Source organism: Halorubrum hochsteinianum, from assembly GCF_023702125.1.
Taxonomy (GTDB): Archaea; Halobacteriota; Halobacteria; order Halobacteriales; family Haloferacaceae; genus Halorubrum; species Halorubrum hochsteinianum.
The window spans coordinates 2222567-2245326 of sequence record NZ_CP098415.1 but is presented as its reverse complement, the minus strand read 5'-3'; the positions used below and the strand labels follow the sequence as shown (position 1 = coordinate 2245326).

At 68.4% G+C, this 22760-nt stretch carries 22 protein-coding genes and 1 tRNA gene; 14 read left to right on the top strand and 9 right to left on the bottom strand.

The genetic code is table 11. The features are described from left to right. The first annotated feature begins 54 nt into the window (after positions 1-54). The 3 genes from NAF06_RS11420 (at position 55) to NAF06_RS11410 (ending at position 2666) form a co-directional block, all read left to right on the top strand. Positions 55-1038 carry a nucleoside recognition domain protein gene (locus NAF06_RS11420; RefSeq protein ID WP_008583056.1) on the top strand — a complete coding sequence of 328 codons (984 nt, stop codon included), beginning with the start codon at positions 55-57 and terminating at the stop codon, positions 1036-1038. Positions 1039-1145: 107 nt separating this feature from the next. Beyond that, a complete protein-coding gene (locus NAF06_RS11415) occupies positions 1146-1310 on the top strand; it encodes a DUF7838 family putative zinc beta-ribbon protein (RefSeq protein WP_006627947.1) in 165 nt (54 codons plus the stop codon). A gap of 117 nt (positions 1311-1427) precedes the next feature. Further along, a complete protein-coding gene (locus NAF06_RS11410) occupies positions 1428-2666 on the top strand; it encodes a CaiB/BaiF CoA transferase family protein (RefSeq protein WP_008583059.1) in 1239 nt (412 codons plus the stop codon). Positions 2667-3108: 442 nt separating this feature from the next. Here the strand turns inward: NAF06_RS11410 and NAF06_RS11405 are convergent, their stop codons facing one another. From NAF06_RS11405 to NAF06_RS11395, 3 genes are all read right to left on the bottom strand, one after another. Next, positions 3109-3582: a hypothetical protein gene (locus NAF06_RS11405; protein ID WP_239638705.1), complete on the bottom strand. Its 474-nt coding sequence runs from the start codon at positions 3580-3582 to the stop codon at positions 3109-3111. Positions 3583-3671: 89 nt separating this feature from the next. Then, positions 3672-4712, bottom strand: coding sequence for an isocitrate lyase (aceA, locus tag NAF06_RS11400; RefSeq protein ID WP_008583064.1), 1041 nt, complete (start codon positions 4710-4712; stop codon positions 3672-3674). A gap of 213 nt (positions 4713-4925) precedes the next feature. Continuing rightward, a complete protein-coding gene (locus NAF06_RS11395) occupies positions 4926-5303 on the bottom strand; it encodes a hypothetical protein (RefSeq protein WP_008583068.1) in 378 nt (125 codons plus the stop codon). Between the two features lie 295 nt (positions 5304-5598). Between NAF06_RS11395 and thiL the strand changes: the two genes are divergently transcribed. After that, positions 5599-6525 (top strand): thiamine-phosphate kinase, encoded by a 927-nt coding sequence (gene thiL / locus NAF06_RS11390; RefSeq protein ID WP_008583070.1) that lies wholly within the window; start codon positions 5599-5601, stop codon positions 6523-6525. Positions 6526-6544: 19 nt separating this feature from the next. Here the strand turns inward: thiL and NAF06_RS11385 are convergent, their stop codons facing one another. From NAF06_RS11385 to gpmI, 3 genes are all read right to left on the bottom strand, one after another. Beyond that, on the bottom strand, positions 6545-6874 hold the full coding sequence (locus tag NAF06_RS11385; protein ID WP_049908682.1) for a hypothetical protein: 330 nt from the start codon (positions 6872-6874) through the stop codon (positions 6545-6547). Between the two features lie 415 nt (positions 6875-7289). Next, the gene (locus tag NAF06_RS11380) at positions 7290-8432 is read right to left on the bottom strand and encodes a thiolase family protein (protein ID WP_008583074.1); all 1143 of its coding nucleotides are present in this window, start codon (positions 8430-8432) and stop codon (positions 7290-7292) included. 63 nt (positions 8433-8495) lie between these two features. Further along, positions 8496-10070 carry a 2,3-bisphosphoglycerate-independent phosphoglycerate mutase gene (gpmI, locus tag NAF06_RS11375; RefSeq protein WP_008583076.1) on the bottom strand — a complete coding sequence of 525 codons (1575 nt, stop codon included), beginning with the start codon at positions 10068-10070 and terminating at the stop codon, positions 8496-8498. Positions 10071-10373: 303 nt separating this feature from the next. Here gpmI and NAF06_RS11370 point away from each other — a divergent pair, with 303 nt between their 5' ends. The 6 genes from NAF06_RS11370 (at position 10374) to NAF06_RS11345 (ending at position 15334) form a co-directional block, all read left to right on the top strand. Continuing rightward, the gene (locus NAF06_RS11370) at positions 10374-11108 is read left to right on the top strand and encodes an HpcH/HpaI aldolase family protein (protein ID WP_008583078.1); all 735 of its coding nucleotides are present in this window, start codon (positions 10374-10376) and stop codon (positions 11106-11108) included. An 89-nt stretch (positions 11109-11197) separates the two neighbouring features. Continuing rightward, a complete protein-coding gene (locus NAF06_RS11365; protein ID WP_008583081.1) occupies positions 11198-11857 on the top strand; it encodes an ArsR/SmtB family transcription factor in 660 nt (219 codons plus the stop codon). A gap of 118 nt (positions 11858-11975) precedes the next feature. Beyond that, positions 11976-12896, top strand: coding sequence for a DMT family transporter (locus tag NAF06_RS11360; protein ID WP_049908690.1), 921 nt, complete (start codon positions 11976-11978; stop codon positions 12894-12896). Positions 12897-12969: 73 nt separating this feature from the next. Beyond that, positions 12970-13941 carry an alpha/beta hydrolase gene (locus NAF06_RS11355; protein WP_008583085.1) on the top strand — a complete coding sequence of 324 codons (972 nt, stop codon included), beginning with the start codon at positions 12970-12972 and terminating at the stop codon, positions 13939-13941. 85 nt (positions 13942-14026) lie between these two features. Further along, on the top strand, positions 14027-14620 hold the full coding sequence (locus tag NAF06_RS11350; RefSeq protein WP_049908684.1) for a GNAT family N-acetyltransferase: 594 nt from the start codon (positions 14027-14029) through the stop codon (positions 14618-14620). Between the two features lie 111 nt (positions 14621-14731). After that, the gene (locus tag NAF06_RS11345) at positions 14732-15334 is read left to right on the top strand and encodes a DUF7978 family protein (protein ID WP_008583089.1); all 603 of its coding nucleotides are present in this window, start codon (positions 14732-14734) and stop codon (positions 15332-15334) included. A 36-nt stretch (positions 15335-15370) separates the two neighbouring features. On the opposite strand, the gene NAF06_RS11340 is transcribed toward NAF06_RS11345, so the two are convergent. After that, on the bottom strand, positions 15371-15823 hold the full coding sequence (locus NAF06_RS11340; protein WP_008583092.1) for an RNA-binding domain-containing protein: 453 nt from the start codon (positions 15821-15823) through the stop codon (positions 15371-15373). Continuing rightward, complete coding sequence (locus NAF06_RS11335; RefSeq protein ID WP_008583095.1) at positions 15820-16440, bottom strand: AAA family ATPase; 621 nt, start codon at positions 16438-16440, stop codon at positions 15820-15822. The genes NAF06_RS11340 and NAF06_RS11335 overlap by 4 nt, the downstream gene beginning before the upstream one ends. A 290-nt stretch (positions 16441-16730) precedes the next feature. Here NAF06_RS11335 and NAF06_RS11330 point away from each other — a divergent pair, with 290 nt between their 5' ends. The 4 genes from NAF06_RS11330 to NAF06_RS11315 all read left to right on the top strand — a co-directional run bounded on the left by NAF06_RS11330 (position 16731) and on the right by NAF06_RS11315 (position 21532). Continuing rightward, on the top strand, positions 16731-18020 hold the full coding sequence (locus tag NAF06_RS11330) for a DUF1102 domain-containing protein (RefSeq protein WP_008583098.1): 1290 nt from the start codon (positions 16731-16733) through the stop codon (positions 18018-18020). After that, complete coding sequence (locus NAF06_RS11325; protein ID WP_008583100.1) at positions 18017-20848, top strand: DUF4350 domain-containing protein; 2832 nt, start codon at positions 18017-18019, stop codon at positions 20846-20848. The genes NAF06_RS11330 and NAF06_RS11325 overlap by 4 nt, the downstream gene beginning before the upstream one ends. A gap of 73 nt (positions 20849-20921) precedes the next feature. After that, positions 20922-20996 (top strand) — tRNA-Arg (locus NAF06_RS11320). Between the two features lie 59 nt (positions 20997-21055). Further along, entirely contained in the window at positions 21056-21532 is a 477-nt protein-coding gene (locus NAF06_RS11315; protein ID WP_152418732.1) for a hypothetical protein, read from the top strand. Positions 21533-21630: 98 nt separating this feature from the next. On the opposite strand, the gene moaA is transcribed toward NAF06_RS11315, so the two are convergent. Then, positions 21631-22635 (bottom strand): GTP 3',8-cyclase MoaA, encoded by a 1005-nt coding sequence (gene moaA, locus NAF06_RS11310; RefSeq protein ID WP_008583101.1) that lies wholly within the window; start codon positions 22633-22635, stop codon positions 21631-21633. Positions 22636-22760: the final 125 nt, after the last annotated feature.

The following is a 22760-nucleotide window of genomic DNA, read 5'->3' as shown; positions in this document are numbered from 1 at the left end:
GCCCCGCGCGCCCGTTCCGACGGCCATTTGAGCGCCCCCGGTCTATCACCGCGCGTGCAATCGGTCGCCGCCGACCTCGCGACGCTGCTCGCGGACGTGGTCCCCCGGCTCGCCCGGATAACGGCGTTCATCGCGGGCGGCGTCTTCGCCGCCAACGTCGCCGTCGCGTTCGGGCTGGTCCGGTACGTCGCCGGGATCGCAGGATGGCTCACGCGCCCGGCGAACCTCCCGGACGAGGTCGGGACGGCGATCCTCACGACCGCGGCGTCGACGACCGCGGGCTACGCCACCCTCGCGGAGTACCGCGAGTCCGGACTCCTCGACGACCGGGCGACGCTCGTCGCCGTGGTGATGAACACGTTCTTCGGGTTCGTCCAGCACGTGTTCACCTACTACGTCCCGGTGTTGATCCCGATCCTCGGGGTCACCACCGGTGCCGTTTACGTCGGCGCGCGCGCCGGCATCGCGCTGCTCATCAGCGTCACCGGCGTCCTCGCGGGCGGCCTGCTCCTCTCCGAGTCGAACGTCGACCGGTCCGCGCTCGCCGACGTCGACGCGACCGGCCCCGAGGCCGACGACCGCGACCCCCGCGAGCGCGTCCGCGACGCCGCCGGGAAGTCGTGGGGCACGCTCCGGCGGATCGTCCCGCGGCTCGCGGTCGTGTACACCGTCGTGATCTGGCTCGTCTCCACGTACGACGTGGCTGCGCTGACGGCCGTCGCGGAGCCGATCACGGGCGTGTTGGGGCTGCCGGGGGCCGCCGTCCCCGTCATCGCGGTGTTCACGCTCGACACGACCGCGGGGGCGGTGACGCTCGCCGAGACGGAGGCGGGCATCTTCACCACGCGCACCGCGGTCGCGTCGCTGCTCATCGGGAGCATCCTCTCGTTCGCCGTCTCCACGTTCCGCCGGTCGATCCCGTTCCAGTACGGGATCTGGGGCGCGTCGTTCGGGACGAAGGTGATCGTCGTCAACACCGCGCTGAAGCTGGTCTTCATTGCCGCGACGGTCGCGCTGCTGCTCGCGCCGGTGTGGTGAGGCCGACCGGTGAGACCGGCGTGGGAGGCAGGCGTTCGGGGCGACCGGCCGCGGCCCGCGTCGCTCGAATCAGTAGGTTCAACACCGCCCCCGACCGATCGCCAGACATGGCGCTCGAAAAGGACGTGGACTGTCCCGCGTGCGACGAGACCCGTTCGTTCTACCGGACCGCGGCGATGACGCTCCACCTCGGCGAGAAGACGAAGTGGCGCTGCCCCGACTGCGGCTACGGCTACGTCGAGATCGACGGGATCGACACGCTGCCGGCCTGAGTCGGCCGCCGGCACCATTTTTCCGTCCTCGCGGCGACGCCGCAACACTCAGTAGCCCGGCGGCTGAGCCGGATCGCATGAACCGGACACGGCGGCGGTCCGCGGAGGCGATCCCGCGTGGTCGGTGAGGCGCGTGACCCCGAGAGCGACACCGGCCCGCTCGACGGACTCACGGTACTGGACCTCTCGCGCGTCCTCGTCGGCCCGTTCTGCACGATGCAGCTCGGCGACCTCGGCGCGGAGGTGATCAAAGTCGAGCGCCCCGGATCGGGCGACCAGACCCGGACGTGGGTCCCGCCGGCGTTCGGCGAGGGCGAGGGAGAAGAGAGCGCCTACTACGTCAGCGTCAACCGCAACAAGCGGTCGATCCAGCTGGATCTCACGACCGAGGCCGGCCGGGCGGTCGTCCGCGACCTCGCCCGCGAGGCGGACGTGCTCGTCGAGAACTTCCGCGTCGGCAAGACCGCGGAGTGGGACCTCGACTACGGCGACCTCGTCGACGAGAACCCCGGCCTCGTCTACTGCGCCATCTCCGGCTACGGCGAGTGGGGACCGGACCGCGACAAGCCCGCCTACGACATCATGATGCAGGCCCGCGGCGGCTTCATGTCGTTCACCGGCGTCGAGGACGGGCCGCCGGTCCGGATCGGCGTCGCGCTCGCCGACGTCGGCGCGGGGATGTACGCGACGCAGGCGATCCTCGCGGCGCTGCTCGAACGCGAACTCGGCGACGGCCGCGGCCAGAAGGTCGACGTGAGCCTCCTCGACGGGCAGGCCGCCTGGACCAGCTACATGGCGACGAACTACTTCGCCAGCGGCGAGCCCCCCGGCCGGATGGGGAGCAAGCACCCGAACATCGTCCCGTACCGGGCGTTCGAGACGGCCGACGACTACGTCGTCGTCGCCTGCTCGTCGGACCGGTTCTGGCCGCCGCTGTGCGAGGCGATCGACCGCCCGGACCTCCTCGCCGACGAGCGGTTCGAGACGAACGAGGGGCGCGTCCGGAACCGCGACGAGCTCGAGGCCGAGCTGGCGGAGACGTTCGCGTCGCTGACGACCGCGGAGGCGGCCGAACGGCTGGAAGCGCACGACGTGCCCGCCAGCCGCGTCCGCGACGTGGGCGAGGTGTTCGACGACCCGCAGATCGAGGCCCGCGGCATGCTCGCCGAGGCGGAGCACCCGACCGCCGGCACCGTGGAGTTCCCCGGGTCGCCGATGTACTTCTCGCGGACGCCGACGACCGTCCGCCGTCACCCGCCCGCGCTGGGCGAGCACACGGAGTCGGTGTTGCGCGAGTACGGCTACGGCGACCGCGACATCGACGAACTCCGGGATAGCGGCGCGATTTCGGAGTAGCGGGACTGTTGAAATTCGCACCGGTTGCTGGTTTTCTACCGCATTCGCTCAACACAAAGTGGCTACTTTGCTGAGCCGTTCAAGAGTAGTGGAAGCGGTAGCTCCGGGATTTCTTCCGTTGTGCTAGCAGCCACCGGTGCGTTCAGCTGGTCCTTTTCGCCGACATAGACCGTTTTGGATACTGCTGAGTACCTGTTCGGAATACGTCTCGGACATCTCAGTAGTAGCCTCGATTGGAAGTGTCTGTGCGAAGGGCTCAGCGAAGGAAGTACTGTAGTTCAGTAGCGTCCCGTCGACTTCGAAATAGACCGTGGTAGCCACATACAAGAATACACTTGTTTCGGGCGAAATAGTTTAGTAAATTTATGGTTCTGATTAACTGGATCATCGAACACTGGGAGTAGTGAAAATTCCCGAATCTAAGCGGTGCGTGGTGATCGTGCTACGGATGTAGCGTTGTGTTGGCTGTCTCTCTGAAGCCTTTATAATAAATGCGGCCCCACATTGGCGTCGAGTGCTGATAATCGACAGTACCCTCGCTAGGATAGACGACGACAGGAAATTCGAAAGCTGACCAGTGTTTAGGGGCGTACTCCGAGATCCACTCGGTCAGATCGGTGTCGGTGACCACGACCGGATAGACGACAAGGTTGCCGCCCAACCCCCGCGGGAATTTCGATTTCACGGAGAGTCCGTACTCGAAAGCAGCCTTACTGAACGACGCTGCTTCAGCGGGCGTGTCCGCGGTGCCGACCACGAACACGGTATCGACGAGCCCGAACTTGGATATCTCAAGCGAGCGATCGTGAAATACCGTCACCCGCTGGTCGTTCACCGTCGTCGACGTTCGTTCGAACTCGCTGAGCCGACCCGCAAGCGTCTGAATATATCTTCCGACAGCTCCGTCGTATTCCATATATTTGGCATATTAGTAACTAATTAAAAACTTGTTTGTCAAAAAGATGGATCGGCGCGGGAGACGGGTCGTGCCCCCAAGTGTACGTCTCAGTCGTCGTCCTCGGAGGCCGTGATCGGGTCGCTCTCGTCTTCGGTGAAGCCGGCGGACTCCTCCTGTCGCTTGCGCGCCTCGGGGTCGAACTCGGCCTCGATGTCCTGATACCGCGGGACGAAGGAGAGTTCGTGGTGGCTCTCCGTCTCGTGGCCGATGTAGCGCTCTTCGAGGTCGAACTGCGCCTGCTCGTCGTTCTCGGCGATGTTCGAGAGGTCCTCGTAGACGGCGTGCGCGCCCGAGTGGAGCCCGTACAGCGTGATGAAGATGTACTGGTAGCCCAGGTCGCCCAGCTCCTCGAAGGTGAGCGGGTCCTCCTCCGCGCCCCACTCGAACGACGAGGAGTAGTTGAAGGCGAGGTCCAGGTCGGGGTGGGTCTCGTGGATCGTCTCGGCGTACTCGACCGCGTCCTCGCGCGACGGGTCGGGCATCTCCGGCCAGACGAGGTCGACGCCGGCGTCGGCGTAGATCCGCCCGCGTTCGAGGTGCTCCTCCCAGTCGCCGTTGGCGGAGCCGTAGGCGTCGGTGCGGGCGATGATGACGGTGTCCTCGCTCTGCTTGGCGTCGACCGCGGCCTCGAAGCGCGACCGGGCCTGTTCGCGGGAGACGATCTGCTTGCCGGCGATGTGGCCGCAGCGCTTCGGCGAGGTCTGGTCCTCGATGTGGACGGCGGCGACGCCGGCCTTCTCGTACTCGCGGACCGCGCGCCGGACGTTGTGGATCCCGCCGTAGCCGGTGTCGCAGTCGGCGATGACGGGGAGGTTCGTCGCCTCGACCATGCGCTTGGCGTTCTCGACCATCTCGGTCATCGTGACCATCTCCAGGTCGGGGAAGCCGAACTGGCCGAGGACGGTGGAGTAGCCGCTCATGTAGGCCGCGTCCAGGCCCGCCATCTCCGCGAGGCGGGCGTCGAGGGCGTGGTATATCCCGGGCGCGAACGTGTAGTCCTGCTCCTCGAACAGCTCGCGGAGCTTTCGGCCGGCCGGGTTGTCGATATCTCTGTCGAAGACGTCGTCGTCGAGTTCGTTGGGGTTCATCGGATTACTGCGTGGTGGCGTGGTCGCCGGGTCGGTTCGTCGGCAGGCGGCGAGTGTCGTCGGTCCGCGTCGTAGTGCGTCCCTCGTCATCAGACCGGGTCGCGAGCGCGAGTGTCGTGGGGTCAGGCCGGGGGCCGTCGCCGGTCCCCGTCATCGGGATCGGCCCCGGAGTCGAGCGGGTCGCTCGCGTCCGGTCGCGGACGGGGTCGGCGCTCATCGCGAGCCCCCGTCCGTCCGCGTCCGCGAGGCGGGGCGCAGGTCGGGGACGAGCGGCGCGTCGCGTTCGCCGTCGGTCGGCGGGCGGGTGGACGTGCGGGTCTCGGTCCGCGTCGCGTCGCGTTCGCCGTCGGTCCCCGTCGGCGAGCCGGACGACCGCGCGGTCGTCGCTCGGCGGGTTGTGATCGTCGGGACCAGCGGCGCGCCCGCCTCTTCGGTCAGCGGGGTGCGGCCGGGGACCGTCCGCGGAGAAGTGGTGGGATCGGTCGCGGTGGCGGCGTCGGTCGTGGTAGTCGTCGTCGAGTCCGTCGATCGGGTGGTCGTGTCGTCGGTGCGTCGGGTCGCGTCGTCGGGCGTGTCGTTAGGTGTCGTCATCGGGTCGTGTGGGCGGCTGCGGCGGTCGTTCGGTGGTACGGTCTGTGCGTCGGGCCTCTGCGTGGTCGCGTACGGATGCGGATACTGCCATTGCGACTGGTACGATTCGGAGGATAGTAATAAACATAATGATTGATAATGATAATATTCATTATGTTGTTTTACTCGATTAAATGTTCCATGACAACACGCAGCACGGCAGCGCGAGGTTCGGCGTGACCGTCGGTCTCGATCACCGCGGCGAGGGTAGCCCGGGACCGATCGCTTATTGGCCCCACGCGCGGAGCGTGGAACAGTGAACGAGCGCGACGCCCTCCGGGCGCTGGCGGCCGACCTCCCGCACGCGGGCGACGACGCCGCGGTCGTCGACGGGACGGTCATCACGACGGACATGCTCCACGAGCGGACCGACTTCCCGCCGGGGACGACGCGGTACACCGCGGGCTGGCGCGCGGTCGGCGCGTCGCTGTCGGACGTGGCCGCGACGGGGGCCGCGGCGAGCGCCGCCGTCGCCGTCTACGCCGACGAGGCGTTCGACCGCGAGGAGCTGGAGCGGTTCGTCGCCGGCGCGGTCGACGTCTGCGAGGCGGTCGACGCCGAGTACGTCGGCGGCGACCTCGACGAACACGTGGAGTTCACGACCGCGACCACCGCGATCGGGGACGTGACTGAGGACGGCAGCGTCACCCGCGACGGCGCTGCCCCCGGCGACGCGCTCTGCGTCACCGGCGAGTGGGGCCGATCCGCCGCGGCGCTGCGGCTGTTCGAACGCGGGAACGCGACGGACGACGACGAGGCGGTCGAGCGCGCCAACGAGCTGTTCCGGTTCACGCCGCGCGTGGCCGACGGGCTGGCGCTCGCGGGGTCCGCGACCGCGATGATGGACTCCTCGGACGGGCTCGCCCGGTCGTGTCACCAGTTGGCCGAGGCGAGCGGCGTCGGGATCGAACTGGACCGGGGGGCGGTCCCGGTCCACCCCGCGGTCGAGGAGGTGGCCGAGGACTCGGCGGAGCGGTTCGAGCTGGCGGCGCACTTCGGCGAGGACTTCGAACTGCTGTGTGCGGTTCCGGAGCCCGAGGTGGACGCGGTTCGAGAGGCGTGTCCGGCCGGCCTGACGCGGATCGGGACGGTGGTCGAGGAAAGTGGGAGCGAGGTCGAAGCGCGCGTCACGGCCGACGACGAGCCGTTGCCCGACCGCGGCTACACGCACGGCGACGGATAGGAGGTGAGTCTCGCCGGCGTCAGTTCGTCGCTCGATACGCCTGTCCGCCGCGAACGAGGCCGAGAAACGCGAGGAACAGGTGGAGGGCGACCAGTTGTCCGAGACCCCAATTTAGCGCGCTGAGAACGGCGAACGCGAGCGCGAGGACGCCGACGAGTAGCATGACGAGCGAGTACGCTCGCAGCCGCCGGGCGATCAGGCACACGCCGGCGACGCCGACCAACGAGATGAGACTGCCGAGGGGGTACGCGGCGGGCCAATCGAAGCCGTAGACGACGATCCCTCCGAGGAGTCCCACGACGGTGAGCCCCACACTCGTGCGGTCGAGGCGCAGCCCCTGGTTGCTCACGTTCGTGCTACCGTAGCACACTTGAAAAAGTCGGGTAGTTTCTATCAAGCTCAGGTGGTGGTCGCCAGTTCGGAACATTTGGGCCTAAAAAAGCGGGCCGACAGATTCTCTTCTCGGTTACGGACAGATCGACGCGAACACCTTCGAAGCCCCAGTCGTGAGGCGGGCGCACGCTCGGGGCGCTCCTCACTCAGTCGCTTCGCTCCCTCGTTGCGGTGCTGCCGTCGCCTGCGCCCGCCTCACGACTGCCCCTTCGATTCCCGCCCCGCACAGCGACAGCACCTCACGCCTCCCCAGCCTCGTCGGCGGTCCTCCGCTTCGCTTCGGACCGCCGACTCCCTCGCGCGTGCTGACTCGCGCCCTTCGGGCGCTCGCAGGCACGCGCCACCGTGGACGAAAAAAGTCTGTCAGTTCGTTACCGGATGAACTCGATCGCTGCGCCCTGCCCGAAGCCGACGCAGAGCGTCGCGAGGCCGCGCTCGGCGTCCTGTTTTTGCATCTCGTGGAGGAGCGTGACGGGGAGGCGCGCGCCGGACGCGCCGAGCGGGTGGCCGATCGCGATGGCTCCGCCGTTGACGTTGTAGACCTCCTCGTCGATGCCGAGTTCGCGGCGGGCGTACTCGCACTGGGATGCGAACGCCTCGTTGAGTTCGACCAAGTCGTAGTCGTCGATGTCGGTGCCGGCGCGGTCGAGCAGGCCGCGGGTCGCGGGCACCGGCCCGATCCCCATGACGGTGGGGTCGACGCCGGCGACGTTGTTCGTGCCGACCTCGGCGAGCACGTCGAGGCCGTGCTCCTCGGCGAACGCCTTGCTCGTGACGACCGTCAGCGACGCGCCGTCGGAGATCTGCGAGGAGTTCCCGGCCGTGACGCTGCCGTCGCCCGTGAACGCGGGCGAGAGGCCGGCGAGCTTCTCGGCGGTCGTGTCCGGGCGGATCCCCTCGTCCTCCTCAATGAGGCCGTCGTCGGTCTCGACGGGAACGATCTCGTCGTCGAACCGGCCGGACTCGGTCGCCTCGGCGGCGCGCTGATGGCTCCGGGCGGCGTACTCGTCTTGGGCCTCGCGGCTCACGTCGTACTCCTCGGCGACCTTCTCCGCGGTCATCCCCATCTGGAGCTGGAAGATGTTGTACCGCTCCGACAGCTCCGGGTGGAGGTGTTCGTAGGAGTCGCCGTCCATCGGGACGCGGCTCATGTTCTCGACGCCGCCCGCGATGATACAGTCGCGGTTGCCCGCCGCGATCGCGTCCGACGCCGAGATGACCGCCTGCATCGAGGAGGCGCACCAGCGGTTGATCGAGGTCGCGGGCACCGACTCGCCCAGCTCGGACAGCAGCGCGATGACGCGCGCGACGTTGTTGTCCTGCTCGGTGCGCTGCTGGGCGACGCCCCACATCAGGTCGTCGACGTGGTCGCTCGTCAGCCCCGTCTCCGCCAGCGCGTGGTCGATGAGCCTCGTCGAGAGGTCCTCGCTGCGAACGTCCTCGTAGACGCCGCCCTCGCGTCCCTGCGGGGTTCGGTAGGCGGCCGCGATCACCGGCGTCGTGTCGTCTGTCATGGTCGATCACACGACGCTGCCGAACATAAAAGGCCGTGGAACGGGCGGGAATCGATCCCGAGTTTATCGTTTATCCGTCAGCAGCGACTCGCCGGTCATCTCGGCGGGCCGGTCGCGGTCCATCAGGTCGAGCAGGGTCGGCGCGATGTCACAGAGCGACCCGTCCTCGCGGACCGCGCGGCCCCCGTCGTCGCCCTCGGGCGAGAGGTAGACGAACGGGACCGGGTTGAACGTGTGGGCGGTGTGGGGGTCCTCGGGGGTTCCCATGTCGTCGGCGTTGCCGTGGTCGGCGGTGACGACCGCGTGTCCGCCCGCGTCGGCGACCGCGTCGAGGAGCCGGGAGAGCTGGGCGTCGACGGCCTCGACGGCCTCGACCGCCGCGTCGAGGTCGCCGGTGTGGCCCACCATGTCCGGGTTCGCGTAGTTGCACACCATCAGGTCCGGGTCCGCCTCGTCGATGATCCCGATCGCCTCGTCGGTGAGTTCCGGGGCCGACATCGCCGGCTGCTGATCGTACGTGGAGACGTCCGGGCTCTCCACGATCTCGCGGAGCTCGCCGGGGAACTTCACCTCGCGGCCGCCGTTGAGGAAGTAGGTCACGTGGGGGTACTTCTCCGACTCGGCGATCCGGAGCTGGGTGCCGCCGGCGTCCGCGACGACCTCGCCGATCGTGTTCTCGGGGATCTGCGGCGGGAACGCGACCGGGAAGTCGAACGTCTCGTCGTACTCGGTCATCGTCGTCATTCGGAGGTCGGGCTGGTCGAGGTCGAAGTTCCATTCCGGCCGCGTATCGGTGAGCAGTCGGACCAGCTGGCGGGCGCGGTCCGCGCGGAAGTTGAAGAAGATCACGGCGTCGCCGTCGGCGAGCGCGGGCCCGTCGTCGACGAGCGTCGGCTCGACGAACTCGTCCGTCTCGCCCCGCTCGTGGGCCGCCGTCGCGGCCGCGACGGCCGTCTCCGCGCGGTGAGGGGCCTCGCGCTCGACGATCGCGTCGTACGCCTTCCGAGTCCGCTCCCAGTTCTCGTCGCGGTCCATCGCGTGGTACCGGCCCGTCACGGTGGCGACGTGACCGGTCCCGCGCTCGTCCGCCTTCGCGGTCACCTCGGCGAGGAACTCGTCGGCGATCTCCGGGGCCGTGTCGCGGCCGTCGGTGAACGCGTGAGAGACCGCCGGCACGCCCGCGTCGGCCGCGGCGTCGATCAGCGCGAGCAGGTGTTCGACGTCGGAGTGGACGCCGCCGTCGGAGACGAGTCCCATGAGGTGGACCCGGCCCTCGTTCTCGGCGGCGTGGTCGAGCGCCGCCGCGATGGCGTCGTTGTCGGACAGCGACCCCTCCGCGAGCGCGTCCGTGATCCGGGTGTACGCCTGCTTGACGACCCGGCCCGCGCCGATGTTCAGGTGGCCGACCTCCGAGTTGCCCATCTGGCCCTCCGGAAGCCCGACGCGGCGGCCGTGAACGACGAGGCGGCCGTCCGCTCCACGGTCGGTCGCGTCGTCGAACGTCGGCGTGTCGGCGGCCGCGACCGCGTCGCGGCCCGCCGGCCGTCCCGAGGGATCGACCGGCTCGCCGTCGCCGCCGTCGCCTCCAGCGCCGCTACCGAGCCCCCAACCGTCGAGAACGATAAGTGCGGTCTCCATACCCCCCGTCTCTCCGCGCTCGGTAACTACCCTTCGGCTCGCTGCGCGCCGTTCCCGGAATCGCGGCGGGCGTTTCCGCCGCCTCTCCCGTCGCCGCCACTTCCGCCTCTCCCGTCGCCGCCACTTCCGCCTCTCTCGTCGCCGCCCCCTCCGCCTCCCCCGTCGCCGCCCCTTCCGCCTCCCCCACCGTCCAGCCCCCCACAAGGGTATGCCCGCGGGGACCGAACGGCGAGGCGACATGGCAGACCACTCGCGGACGACGGGGTCGCGGCGACGCTGGCGGACGACGGGGTCGCGCTCGGCGTGCTCGACAACGCGTACAGCCCGACGCTCGTGGAGCTGTACGGCGAGCTCGGCGTCGACTTCGTCTGGCTCGACTTCGAACACGGCGGGCCGGACCCGTGGGACGCGGGGACGGTCGAGAACCTGCTCCGGGCCGCCGAGCGGACGGGCGTCGAACTCCTCGTGAGGCTCCCGGACTCCGACCCCGCGCTCGTGCGGAAAGCGCTCGATCTGGGCGTCAGGAACGTGTTCCTCCCGCGCGTGGAGGACGCGGCCGAGGTCCGGGAGGCGGTCGCCTCCGCCCGGTTCCGGTACGACGACGGCCCCGGCGACCGCGGCCTCGCCGCGCCGCGAGCGCGGCGCTGGGGGCTGGCCGACGACTACGTGGCGACCGAGGACGCCGAGACGATGGTCGGGACGACGATCGAGACCGCGGCCGCCGTCGAGAACCTCGACGCGATCCTCGACGTACCGGAGCTCGGCTTCGTGTTCATCGGTCCCTTCGACCTGTCAGTCTCGCTCGGGCACCCCGGGGAGATCGACCACCCCGAGGTCGAGGAGGCGGTCGAGACGGTCCGCTCGAAGGCGGTCGAGGCCGGCGTGCCGGTCGGCGGGCTCGCGTTCGACACCGACGACGCCGCGGCGAAGGCGGCCGACGGCTACCGGATCCTCAACCTCGGCAGCACGGCCGGCGCGCTCCAGAAGGCGGTCTCCGGCTGGCTCGACGGGTACGACGACCTCGCCGGCGAGCCGTGAGCGAAGTTCCGGGACGGCGGCGGGACGGCGGGTGACGAGGGCGACCGGGGAAGTCACCGTTTTACGTTTCCGACGCTAACCACACGTTAATGGACTCCGCGGTACTGCTCGATCTCTTAGGCAACGAGAACCGGCGGCGCATCCTCCGGCTTCTCGCCACCAAGCCCTGTTACGTCACGGAGATCTCGGAGTACCTCGACGTGAGCCCGAAGGCGGTGATCGACCACCTGCGGAAGCTGGAGGAGGCCGGTCTCGTCGAGTCGACGACGGACGACCAGCGACGCAAGTACTTCCGGATCGCGCGCAGCCTCCGGCTGGAGGTGAGCGTCTCGCCGTACGGCTTCGGGGCGAAGAGCGCGTACCCGGCGAAGAACAGCCTCGACATGTCGGGTCGGTGCCCGCACCTCTCGATCGAGGCCCCGGACGGCTCCGGGACGACCGGCGACCTCGCCGAACTCGCGGAGGAGTTCGCGCGCTTACAGGACCTCGACCGCGAGCTCTCGCTCGCGCAGCGGTGGGTTCAGGGCCGCGTCGAGGACGCCCTCGCCGAGATCGACGAGCGGCTAGGCGGGCAGGCCGACAGCCGCTTCTTCGCGACGGTCATCGCCGCGGTGATCGAGACCGACGGCACGCCCGCGGCGGTCGCCGACGAGGTCGGCGCGCGGGAGTCGACGGTCGCCGACGCCCTCCGGCGGCTCTCAGACGTTGGCGTCGTCGCCCGCGACGCGGACGGGTATCAGGTGCGCTGACTGCCGGTCGCCCCCGCCGAGACCGGTCGCGGCCTCCCTCCCGCGCCCGTGCCCGAGCGGCCCCAGCGAACCTGACCGTTTCCGGAACCTTTTGGCCGGCCGCCGGGAGATGGCGGACGTGAGCCGTCTCAGAAACCTCGCGCTGTTCTTGCTTCTCGCCGCCGCGTGGGGGTCCGCGTTCGTCGCGATCAACGCGGGGCTGGCGTACTTCCCGCCCGTGCTGTTCGCCGCGTTCCGGTTCGACGTGGCGGGCGTCGTGATGCTGGCCTACGCGGCGTACGCGGTCGACGACCCGGTCCCGCGCGGCCGGGACGGGTGGCTGGAGGTCGTCTCCGGGGCCGTGTTCATCATCGCCGCCTACCACGCGTTCCTGTTCGTCGGCGAGAGCGACCCCGCCGTGACGAGCGCCGTCGCGGCCGTCATCGTCAGCCTCTCGCCGCTTTTGACCACCGTCTTCGCGCGCGCCTTCCTCCCCGCGGAGCGGCTGACCGCGGTCGGCGCGCTCGGGCTCGGGATCGGGCTCGTCGGGGCGGTGGTCCTCGCGAACCCCGACCCCGCGAACCTGACCGGCGGCGGCACCGTCTCGAAGCTGCTCGTGTTGGCCGCGGCCGCCTCGTTCGCGCTCGGCTCCGTCCTCTCCCGGGCCTCCGACGCCGACATCGCCATCGAGACGATGGAGGCGTGGTCGATGCTCCTCGGGGCCGGCCTCACGCACCTGCTCGCTTTCGGACTCGGCGAGTCCGTCGCCGACGCGGCCTGGACGACGGAGTCGCTGCTCGCCTTGGGCTACCTCTCGGTCGTCGCCAGCGGGATCGGCTTCCTCATCTACTTCGACCTCCTCGACCGGCTCGGCCCGATCGAGATCAACCTCGTCTCCTACGTCGCGCCCGTGTTCGCGGCCGCCGCCGGCTGGCTCGTCCTCGGCGAGGGGATCACCCCCGCGACGGTCGCCGGCTTCCTCATCATCTGCGTCGGCTTCGGGCTGGTGAAACGCGACGCGATCCGCGAGGAGCTGCGGGCCGCCGGCGTGACCGGATGAGCGGGGCGGTCACCTCCGGAACCGACGGCAGCCGCCGCAACCGTCTTGTCGGCGGGGCGACGACTCCCCCGGCGTGAGCGCCGACCAGATCGACCCCCAAGCGAAGCGGGCCGCGGCCCGCCAGTCGCGGATTCCGCTCCCCCACGGACGCTACCGGCTGAAACTGCTCCGACTCCTGACTCGACCGCTGACGCGGCTTCAGAACCGAAACCCGCCGAGCGTCGGCGCGACCGAGTCGGTGACCGTGCCCGGTCCCGGCGACGAGAGCCGGCGCGCCACGGGCGGTCGGGGGTCGCCAGACGACCTTGACGCCCGCCTCTATCTGCCCGCGGGCGACCCGCCGTTCCCGACCGTCGTCTTCTTCCACGGCGGCGGGTTCGTCCTCGGGAGCATCAGGACCCACGACTGGCTCTGCCGACACCTGACGCGGGAGAGCGGCTGTGCGGTCCTCTCCGTCGAGTACCGCCTCGCGCCAGAGAACCCGTTCCCGGCCGCGGTCGAGGACGCCTACGCCGCCGCCGAGTGGGCCGCGGCCGCGCCGGGCCGGCTCCGCGGCACCGGCGACGTCGCGGTCGCGGGCGACTCCGCCGGGGGCACCCTCGCGGCCGTGACCGCGCTGATGGCCGCCGAGCGCGACGGCCCCGAGATCGCCCATCAGGCGCTCCTCTACCCCGGGATCGGGGTCGACCCCGATCAGGAGTCGGTCCGAGAACACGGCGGGACAGTCCTCACGCGGGCGGACATCGAGTGGTTCTCGGAGGCGTACTACCGCAGCGAGATCCACCGCCGGAACCCGTACGCCGACCCGATCAACGCCGGCGACCTCTCCGGCGTCGCGCCCGCGACCGTCCTCACCGCCGGGTTCGACCCGCTCCGAGACGGCGGGAGGGCGTACGCGGAGCGACTGGTCGCGGACGGGGTCGCCACCCGCTACGAGAACTACCCGACGATGGTTCACGGGTTCATGACGATGCAGGAGGTCGACCGCGCCCGGGAGGCGATCGCGAGCGTGGGCGACGACCTCGGCGACGCGCTCGACGCGTGAGCGCCCCAACCCCCTGTTCGTCCGGTGTGTGACGCCGTCGCAGGTCGCCGGTAGCGTTTTTCCGGACTGCGACGATCCCCGGTTCGTGTTCCCCGAGACAATCGAGACGGACCGACTGCGACTGGCGGCGCGGAGCCCCGAGGCGGTCGACCTCGACGAGTGTTACCGGATCTGCTCGTCGGACCCCGGCATCGAGGAGGTGACCGAGCACGTCACGTGGGACCCCCACGAGACGAAAAAGGAGACGCAGGAGTTCCTCGAACGCGGCCGCGAGCGCTTCGACGACGGCGAGGCGGCGACGTACGTGATCCGACCGCGCGAGGGCGAGGACGGCGCGGGCGAGATCGCCGGCTTCGGCGGGTTCGACGTCGAGTGGGACCGGCGCACCGCGAACCTCGGCGTGTGGCTCCGGAAGCGGTTCTGGGGCCGGGGGTACTCCGGCGAGCGCGCCGCGGCGCTCGCAGAAGTCGCGTTCGACGACCTCGATCTCGACATTGTCGCCGTGAGCCACCACCCCGACAACGAGGCGTCGCGGCGGGCGATCGAGAGGTACGTCGACCGCCTCGGCGGGCGGCGAGAGGGACGGCTCCGGAACACCCTCGCGTTCGCCGACGGGAGCGTCCACGACGAGGTCCGGTACACGATCTCGCGGGCGGAGTGGCGCGATGCGACGGCCTGATCCGCGGGGAAGATTTCGGCGCGAGAGCCGATTTGACGCCGTCTGCCGGCGAGCCGGAGCGCGAATGCCGACCCGACAGACACTTACCGCGTCCGAAACGACACCGAGCGCATGTCCTCGTCAGCGACCGGCGGACCGACCGCAGCGACAGGCTCGGACCGGAGTATCGCCCGAGACGCGATCGGCGGTGCGGTCGCGGGTGCCGCCGCCTACCTCCTCGGCTACCTGACCGTCTACCTCACGCAGAGCGGCCGGATCGAAGAGGGGCTGTCGGGACTCAACTTCCTCGCCGAACTGTTCGGGAACGACCCCATCTCGGCGTGGCAGGTGTCCGGGTGGATGTTCTACAACGCCCACTTCGTCGACACCGTCATTCCCGCGGTGTTCGGCGGCACGCAGTCGCAGAACCTGATCTCGCAGGCCGAGGGCGCGTCGTTCCTGTTCGTCGTCCCGCCGGTCCTCCTGCTCGTCGCCGGCGTCGTCGCCGGGCGGGTCGCCGGCGCTGACTCCCCCGCGGGCGGAGCGCGGGCCGGGGCGTTCGTCCTCGCCGGCTACCTCCCGCTGGCGCTTATCGGGACCTTCCTGTTCCGGTACTCGGTCGGCGACGGGAGCGTGGCCCCCGACATCGTGACGGCCGCCCTCCTCGCGGGAGCCGTCTACCCCGCCGCCTTCGGCGCGATCGGCGGGGCGGCCTCGTCGCTGCTGAGCGACTGAGTCGAAAGGGAAAACCGGTACGCGGCGGCGACGGCCTCAGTACGCCTCGTCTTCCGGGTCGAACCGGTCGCCGTACTCGCGGACCGGATCCACCGGCTGGCCCTCGTCCGTCTCGGGCGCGACGTAGTCGATGAACGACTCGACGTCGGGCTCGCGGACGCGCACCTCGACGTCGATCTCGCCCAGTTCGTCCGGTTCGCCGACCGCGAAGTTGACGACGCCTTCGAGCGCCGCCTGCTTCTTCAGCGCGAAGGCGAACCCCTCGTCGGTTCGGTTCTGGAGGAAGACGCGGCGGGCGGTGTCGAGTATCTCCTGCTCGTGGAGCACGTCGGAGAAGGCGTCGAGGCTGTGCGTCTCGGAGACGAGCGTCCCGTCCTCGTGGACCGGCTCGGCGTCCGGGAAGACGTTCTCGACGGCGTCGGCGACGCGGTCGGTCACCTCCGTGTCGCGGACCGGGGCCTCGATCCGCACGTCGACGCTGTAGATCACGCGCCGTCACCCCCGGCGCTCGGCGTCTCGGCGTCGGTCGGAGCAGACCCCTTCGCCTCCGCTTCGCTCTCGACGCCGAGCACCTCGCGGACCCGCGTGCGGAACGCCGCGAGGCTGTCGGTGTTGTCGATCTCGACGTCGGCCCGCTCTAAGGTCTCGCCGAGTCCGAGTTCGATCTCGCGGTCGTCGCGCTCGCGGAGCGCCTCCAGATCGGAGTCCGAGTCGTCGCGGCCGCGCTCGCCGAGCCGCTCGGCGCGGACCTCGAACGGCGCGCGGATCGCGACGAGGGTGAAGTCGTCGCCGAACGCCTCGCGGAAGCGTTCGAGCTCGACCGTCGAGCGGAGCCCGTCGACGAGGACGGTCCCGCCGCGGTCGCTCTCGGCCGCGGCCTCCCGGATCCGCGGGAGCGTCCGCGCGGCGATGGCGTCGTCGCCCTCCTCCTCGCGGAGCGCCCCCGCGATCCGCCCGTGGTGTTGCGCCGGGTCCAGCCCGCGGCGGCGGCACTCGGCGCGGATCACGTCGCCCATCACGACGACCGGGATGCCGGCCGCCTCGGCCACGCTCGCCGCCTCCCCCTTCCCGCTGCCGGGGAGACCGACGGTTCCGATGACGTTCATTACCGGACGCTACTCCGCTCGCGGACTTAGGTCTGCTGTTGCCGCCTCTCCGGGGTTCGGACGGGTCGGCACCGTAACGCTCCGGAGTGCTACGTAGCGGTGGGGAATGTTACGCACACGTCGTATAAAATTATTTAAACGAGCCGTCGGACGGTGTTCTCGTGGCTGACGTGTGACAGTACGAAACGTATTCCCTTCGCGCTCGCCCTCCGCTCGCGTGGACCTCGCTTCTCGCGGCTCCGGTCGGACGGTGGAGAGTCGCAACGGCGCACGCCGGCCGCAGACGATTCATGCGACGACGCACACTCATCACGGGAGCGGCAGCCGGCGGTATCGGCGGGATAACACTCATCGGCACGGGCGCGTTTGACGCGGCGAGCGCGGAGCGGACGGCGACGGTGAACTTCGCGGACGACGAGGACGCGTACCTCGGACTCGTCTCGAAGAGCGCGTACGCGACGACGGACGGCGACGGCGAACTCGCGCTCGCGTTCGGCGACGTGTCGGGCGACGGCGACGGCATCGGGCGCAACTCGCAGTTCTTCTTCGACGAGGTGTTCGCGATCGCGAATCAGGGGACCGAGACCGTCTCGATCACCGCGACCAGCGACACCGGCTCGTTCGACGGGGAGTTCCGACTGTATCCGACGGGCGACCGCGACGGCGCGCTCGACGACCCCGACAACGCCGTCACGCTGGAGACCGGCTCCGAGCAGTCCGTCGGCACGTACGTCGAGACGGGCGACGTCGACGTGACGAACGAACTCGACATCGACATCACCATCGAGGCGGCCTTCGAGGAGGGCGACGACGCGCCGGAGGATCCGGAACCGGAGCCGCCCGAGACGATCGACTCGATCCAGTTCCGGTCGACGGCAAGTCAGATCGCGGCCGACGGGGAGAGTGAACTCGCCGACGATTCGGTGGTTGCCGTGACGGCGTCCGACACCGGTGTCAATTTTAACGATTACCAAGGCGATCCGGTCGTCTACGAAGAAAATCCGATTCCGCTCGTTTCCGTCGACGGATCGAGTCCCGTCGCCGGATTCGGAACGATGCAGTCGCTCGACGACGGGCGATCCGACTTCGGCACGGGTATCGAGGAGTTCGTTCTGAATCTGATGGACGAACTCATCGGTTCGGGCACGGTTCTCTGGGACGAGAGCCACGGGCAGTTCTGGACGCTCGAAGACGATGGTCCGAACTCGTTCAGCCAGTTCGTCACGTACGCTGGTGAGAACGGGTATTCGATCGAAGCGACCGAGGACTTCGAGGGAGACCTTTCAACTGCGGATGGTGTTGCGATCAGTACGCCCGCGGACGGGTTTACCGACGACGAACTCACCGCACTGAGTGACTTCGCCTCCGACGGTGGCGGAGTACTGCTATTCGACCAGAGCGCCTTCCAAAACAACGACCAAACCGCGAACCTGAACGAAATCGCTGACGAACTGGGCCTCGACTTCAGGTTCAATGTGGACCAAGTGGAAGACCCCTCTGGAGCGTTCGACTTCACCACGAGCGAGTTCAACAGCGACGAGTTCGCTGGTCTCTTCGCGGACAGGGAGGGGATCCAATGAGACGCCGCAGCGTCCTCATCGGACTCGGCGCGACCGCGGCCGGGGGCGGCGCGATCGCCACGGGCGCGTTCGACACGGCGACGGCGGAGCGGGACGCCACCGTCGCGCTCGCGGACGACGCGAGTTCCCTGCTCTCGCTGACCCCGCTCGACGAGGAGTTCGCGTTCGTCGACGACGACGGCGAACTCGCACTAGTCTTCGAGGAGGTCGAGGGCGGCGGGACCGGCTTCGGCTCGAACACGGTCTACGAGCTCGGCGAGGTGTTCCAGGTCAGCAACCAAGGGACCGAGGATCTCGGCCTGTTCGCGACCGTCGACGACGGGAATCTCGGCGACGCGAGTTTCGACCTGACCGTCGGCGACGATGCGCTCGGCGAGGACCCGACCGTCGAACTCGGCGTCGGCGAGTCGGTCGCGGTCGGCGTCGAGGTCGACGCCGGCGACGACCCGACCGACGGCGAGGTGGCGATCACCATCGGGATCGGCGACGGGCCGATCGAGGACCCCGGCGACGGGCCGGGCGAGGCACCAACGGAGTTCGTCGACGAACTCGTCTTCGACTCGACCGCGAGCCTGCTGGCGGAAGACGGCTACCTCCCGGAGGAGGCGATCGCGGTCGCGGCCGAGTCGACGGCGGGGTCGACCGACGCGGACGGGAACGGCGACAACACGAACTACCCGGACGACGCGCCGCTGCCGCTGATGGCGGTCGATCAGGACCTGCCGGTCGTCGCGTTCGGGTTCCCCTTCGCGCAGGACGACGTCCAGTTCGGCGAGTACGGCAACGAGGAGGTGCTGTTGAACCTCCTCGACGAGTACGCCGACTCCGACACCGTCCTCTGGGACGAGGGCCACGACCAGTTCTACGGACTGGACAGCCACTCGGCGTTCGCGGACTACGCCGACGAGAACGGCTACGCGCTGGAGGCGACGACGAGCCTCGAAGACGACCTCCTCGGTCCGGCGTCGGCGATCGTGATCACGTCGCCGTCGGCAGCGTTCTCCGACGACGAGATCGGCGCACTCTCGTCGTTCGCCGACGCTGGCGGGCTGATCGTGTTGATGGACCAGTCCGATTACAACGACTTCGACGAGACGGGCAACCTCAACGCGCTGGCGACCGGAATCGGGACGCAGATCCGGTTCAACGACAACCAGGTGATCGACGGCGAGAGCAACGCGGGCTCCGAGTTCGTCCCCACGACGACCGCGCTCGACACCGAGAACTACCCCGGGCTGTTCGCCGACCGCGAAGGGCTCGGGCTCGAACTCGACCCGAGCGAGGAGTACGAGGTCGAGATAACGAGCGTCGCCGACGGCGACACCGCCGACGTGGAGTTCCCAGAAGGACAGGTCGAGACGGTCCGGATCCTCGGCATCGACACGCCCGAGACGGGCAGCACGGAGGAGCGCCTCGAAGAGTACGAGGGGATCGACGACGCCCCGGCGCTCAAGGACAAGGGCGACGAGGCGACGGACTACGCCGAGAGCGAACTGGAAGTCGGCAGCACGGTCACCCTGTCCTTCGACGAGAACGAGGGGCTCCGCGGGAACTTCGGCCGCCTGCTCGGCTTCCTCGAACTCCCCGACGGGGGCGTCTACAACGCGAACGTCATCGAGGAGGGCTGGGCCCGCGTGTACGACTCCGGGCTCGGAAAGCACGACGAGTACTGGGACCTCGAACGCGCCGCCCGGGACGCCGGCGACGGCATCTGGGACATCTCCGATCAGGCGGGGACGGACGAGCGCCGCGACGACCCGGTCGACGAGCTCTTCTTCCCGGAGCCGGTCGCGGTGTCCGGCCCCGAGGAGCCCGTCGCGTCCGAGGCCGGCGAGACGCTCGTCGCGCTCGACCCCGACGCCAACGTCGCCGCGCTCGGCGGCCCGCTGATCGAGGAGTCCTTCGAGGGCGGCGAGGGCGGTCCCGGCGTCGAGGCGTACGGCGTCTTCCCGTTCCTGACGAACGTTATCGACCGCGTCGGGGACGCGACCGGCCCGGTGATCGTCGACGGCGGCCACGGGCAGTTCGCGGCCGACTTCGCCGTCTCCGCGGAGGACGCCGCGTACTACCTGCGCTACCTCGAAGGCCAAGCGCCCGGCGACGAGGCGTTCATCGACCTCGAAGGCGTCGTCGACCTCGTGACCGATCCCGGACCGGACCTGCTCGATTCGGACGGGAACCCCGCGGCCCGCGCGCTGATCCTCTCGACGCCGACGGAGGCGTTGAGTTCGACCGAACGGACCGCGGTGGCGGACTTCGCCGACGCGGGCGGGGCGGTCGTCCTCCTCGGCACCGCCGCGGACGCCGACGCGCTCGGAAACTTCGACCCGGTGGTGAGCGAGTTGGATGCCGACGTCGCGTTCACCGACACGCCGGTGACCGACGGGGAGAACAATCTCGGCGACCCCGCGAACCCAACGACGACTAACTTCGCCGACGGCTTCGACGAACTGTTCACGCCGTTCACCGCTGACGACGGCGGGGACGGCGGGTCCGGAGGGTCGCTGGCGTTCGTCGAAGTGAACGCGGACGCGGAGGGCGACGACCTCGAAGACCCGCAGGAGAACGTCGTCTTCGAGAACGCCGGCGACGACGCCCTCGATCTCACCGGCTACACCGTCTCGGACGAGACGACGAAGGAGTACTCGTTCCCGGACGGGTTCACGCTCCCGTCGGGCAAGCAGGTCACCCTGTACTCGGGCGGGGGGACCGACACCGATACGGAACTATACTGGGGCCGGACCGGAACGGCGATCTGGAACAACGGCGGCGACACGGTGTCCGTCACCGATTCGGACGGGAACGTCGTGGTCGAGCACGAGTACTGAACGCGGTCGACTCGGGCGGCTCCCGACGCGAACCGCGGGCGTTTTTTAGACTCGGCAGAGTAGAAGCAAATGAGGGCACGTAGCTCAGCCCGGATAGAGCGTCGGACTTCTAATCCGATGGTCGTGGGTTCGAATCCCACCGTGCCCGCTATCTGCGAGCGAATCGGCACGGGATAGTATAATTGCTACAAAGACACAAACATAATTATGATAGGGTTTCCAGAACTCTCAACATCGGCTGCGACTTTACTTTCAGCACTTCTTGGTGGGATAATAGGTTCAATAGGGACGTACTACGCGCAACATAGATTACAAAGTTCAAAAAGAGAAAAAAGAACAGAATGGGTCAGACAGGCATTGATGTCTGAGTTGGAAACGATGGATGCACTAGACAAGTGGCCTCATAACCCAGATGGGAGTGGTGTTCCACACGGGAACTGGCTTCATAATCAGGTTTATGAGTCAATATCAGGGGAGCTTGGACGGCTGGATGAGGATGAGATGTCGGCATTAATCGCATTTCATGGAGGTGCAAGACATGTAATGAGCGATATCGATCATCTGTCTGAACTCTCTGAAGATGAACAACAGAAATCTATCAGTATAATCCACAATCACTTGAGCCATATTAAATACCAGCGGAGGGCAGCGATGCACCTTATAGCTCGCAACCAAGATACATAGATTTGTTATCTATTAAGCATACATTTCAACAAATTACTACAAGATAAAAGTCACAGCTGAATCGTCGTAGCTCACATCAGATTAGACCAAAATTCTGCTCAGTCCGCCGCGGGCGGCGTCCCGAGGTACTTCTCGTTGAGTTCGTAGCCGCCGTCCTCGCCCTCGACCAGATACTCGCCGTAGTAGGGCACCCGATTAGCCACCACTTCCTCGAACGTCTCCGCGATTTCCTCCCGCGTCATCTCGCCCATCGACCGGAGGTCGTCGTTGCGGTTGAGACAGCCCTTTAGGTAGCCCTCGTGGGTGACGCGGACGCGGCCGCAGTTCGCACAGAAGTCCTCGTTCTCGACGGGGTCGACGATCTCGACCATCCCGCCGGTGTCGTCGTCGCTGTCCTCGCCGACGAAGTAGCGCCTCCGGTCGTGCATCTCGCGGTGTTCGACGCGGTCCGCCTTCTCCGCGAGCCAGTCGTGGACGCGTCCGATGTCGACGTTCCACTCGGGCTTGCCGGTCAGCTCCGGCATGTACTGGATGAGCTGGAGCTGGAGCCCCTCGTTGTCGGCGACGTGCTCGACCATCTCCTCGACGTAGCCCGCGGTGTGCGTGAACACGACCATGTTGAGCTTCACGGGGTCGAGCCCGGCGTCGACGGCGGCCTTCACGCCTTCGAGGACCTTCTCGTACGCGCCGGACTTGGTCACCTCCGCGAAGTCGCCGGGGTCGAGCGCGTCCTGGGAGACGTTGACGCGGTCGAGGCCGGCGGCCTTCAGGTCCGCGGCGCGACCGGGCAGGAAGGTGCCGTTCGTCGTCATCGACACCTCCATCGAGTCGGGGGTGCGCTCGATGATCTCTTCGAGGTCCTGTCGGAGCATCGGCTCGCCGCCGGTGAACTTCACCGCGTCGACGCCGTACCCCTCGACGACCTCCAAGAAGCGGACCACGTCGTCGGCGCTCATCTCCGACTCGCTCGGCTCCATCGGCCCGCGCGTGTCGCCTAACCCCTCGTTGTGACAGTAGACGCAGTCGAAGTTACAGCGGTCGGTGAGCGAGATCCGTACCCCCGTCACCTCCCGTCCGAAGTCGTCCGCGAGTGGACCGGCCATACGAGTTCGGAGCGACTACGCGCGCTTAAATAACCGGGTCGATCGTGCGGAAGCGTAACAGCCATCGGTTACGTCGCGGCCCCCTACGGGCGGCGACTGATTACGATTCCGACAACACCGCGCCG

Excerpts from the sequence above, each read along its gene's own strand:
- NAF06_RS11415 (WP_006627947.1), top strand. The coding sequence starts at position 1,146 with ATGGCGCTCGAAAAGGACGTGGACTGTCCCGCGTGCGACGAGACCCGT.
- NAF06_RS11405 (WP_239638705.1), bottom strand. The coding sequence starts at position 3,582 with ATGGAATACGACGGAGCTGTCGGAAGATATATTCAGACGCTTGCGGGT.
- aceA (WP_008583064.1), bottom strand. The coding sequence starts at position 4,712 with ATGAACCCCAACGAACTCGACGACGACGTCTTCGACAGAGATATCGAC.
- NAF06_RS11395 (WP_008583068.1), bottom strand. The coding sequence starts at position 5,303 with ATGACGACACCTAACGACACGCCCGACGACGCGACCCGACGCACCGAC.
- NAF06_RS11380 (WP_008583074.1), bottom strand. The coding sequence starts at position 8,432 with ATGACAGACGACACGACGCCGGTGATCGCGGCCGCCTACCGAACCCCG.
- gpmI (WP_008583076.1), bottom strand. The coding sequence starts at position 10,070 with ATGGAGACCGCACTTATCGTTCTCGACGGTTGGGGGCTCGGTAGCGGC.
- NAF06_RS11365 (WP_008583081.1), top strand. The coding sequence starts at position 11,198 with ATGGACTCCGCGGTACTGCTCGATCTCTTAGGCAACGAGAACCGGCGG.
- NAF06_RS11345 (WP_008583089.1), top strand. The coding sequence starts at position 14,732 with ATGTCCTCGTCAGCGACCGGCGGACCGACCGCAGCGACAGGCTCGGAC.
- NAF06_RS11335 (WP_008583095.1), bottom strand. The coding sequence starts at position 16,440 with ATGAACGTCATCGGAACCGTCGGTCTCCCCGGCAGCGGGAAGGGGGAG.
- NAF06_RS11330 (WP_008583098.1), top strand. The coding sequence starts at position 16,731 with ATGCGACGACGCACACTCATCACGGGAGCGGCAGCCGGCGGTATCGGC.
- NAF06_RS11325 (WP_008583100.1), top strand. The coding sequence starts at position 18,017 with ATGAGACGCCGCAGCGTCCTCATCGGACTCGGCGCGACCGCGGCCGGG.
- NAF06_RS11315 (WP_152418732.1), top strand. The coding sequence starts at position 21,056 with ATGATAGGGTTTCCAGAACTCTCAACATCGGCTGCGACTTTACTTTCA.
- moaA (WP_008583101.1), bottom strand. The coding sequence starts at position 22,635 with ATGGCCGGTCCACTCGCGGACGACTTCGGACGGGAGGTGACGGGGGTA.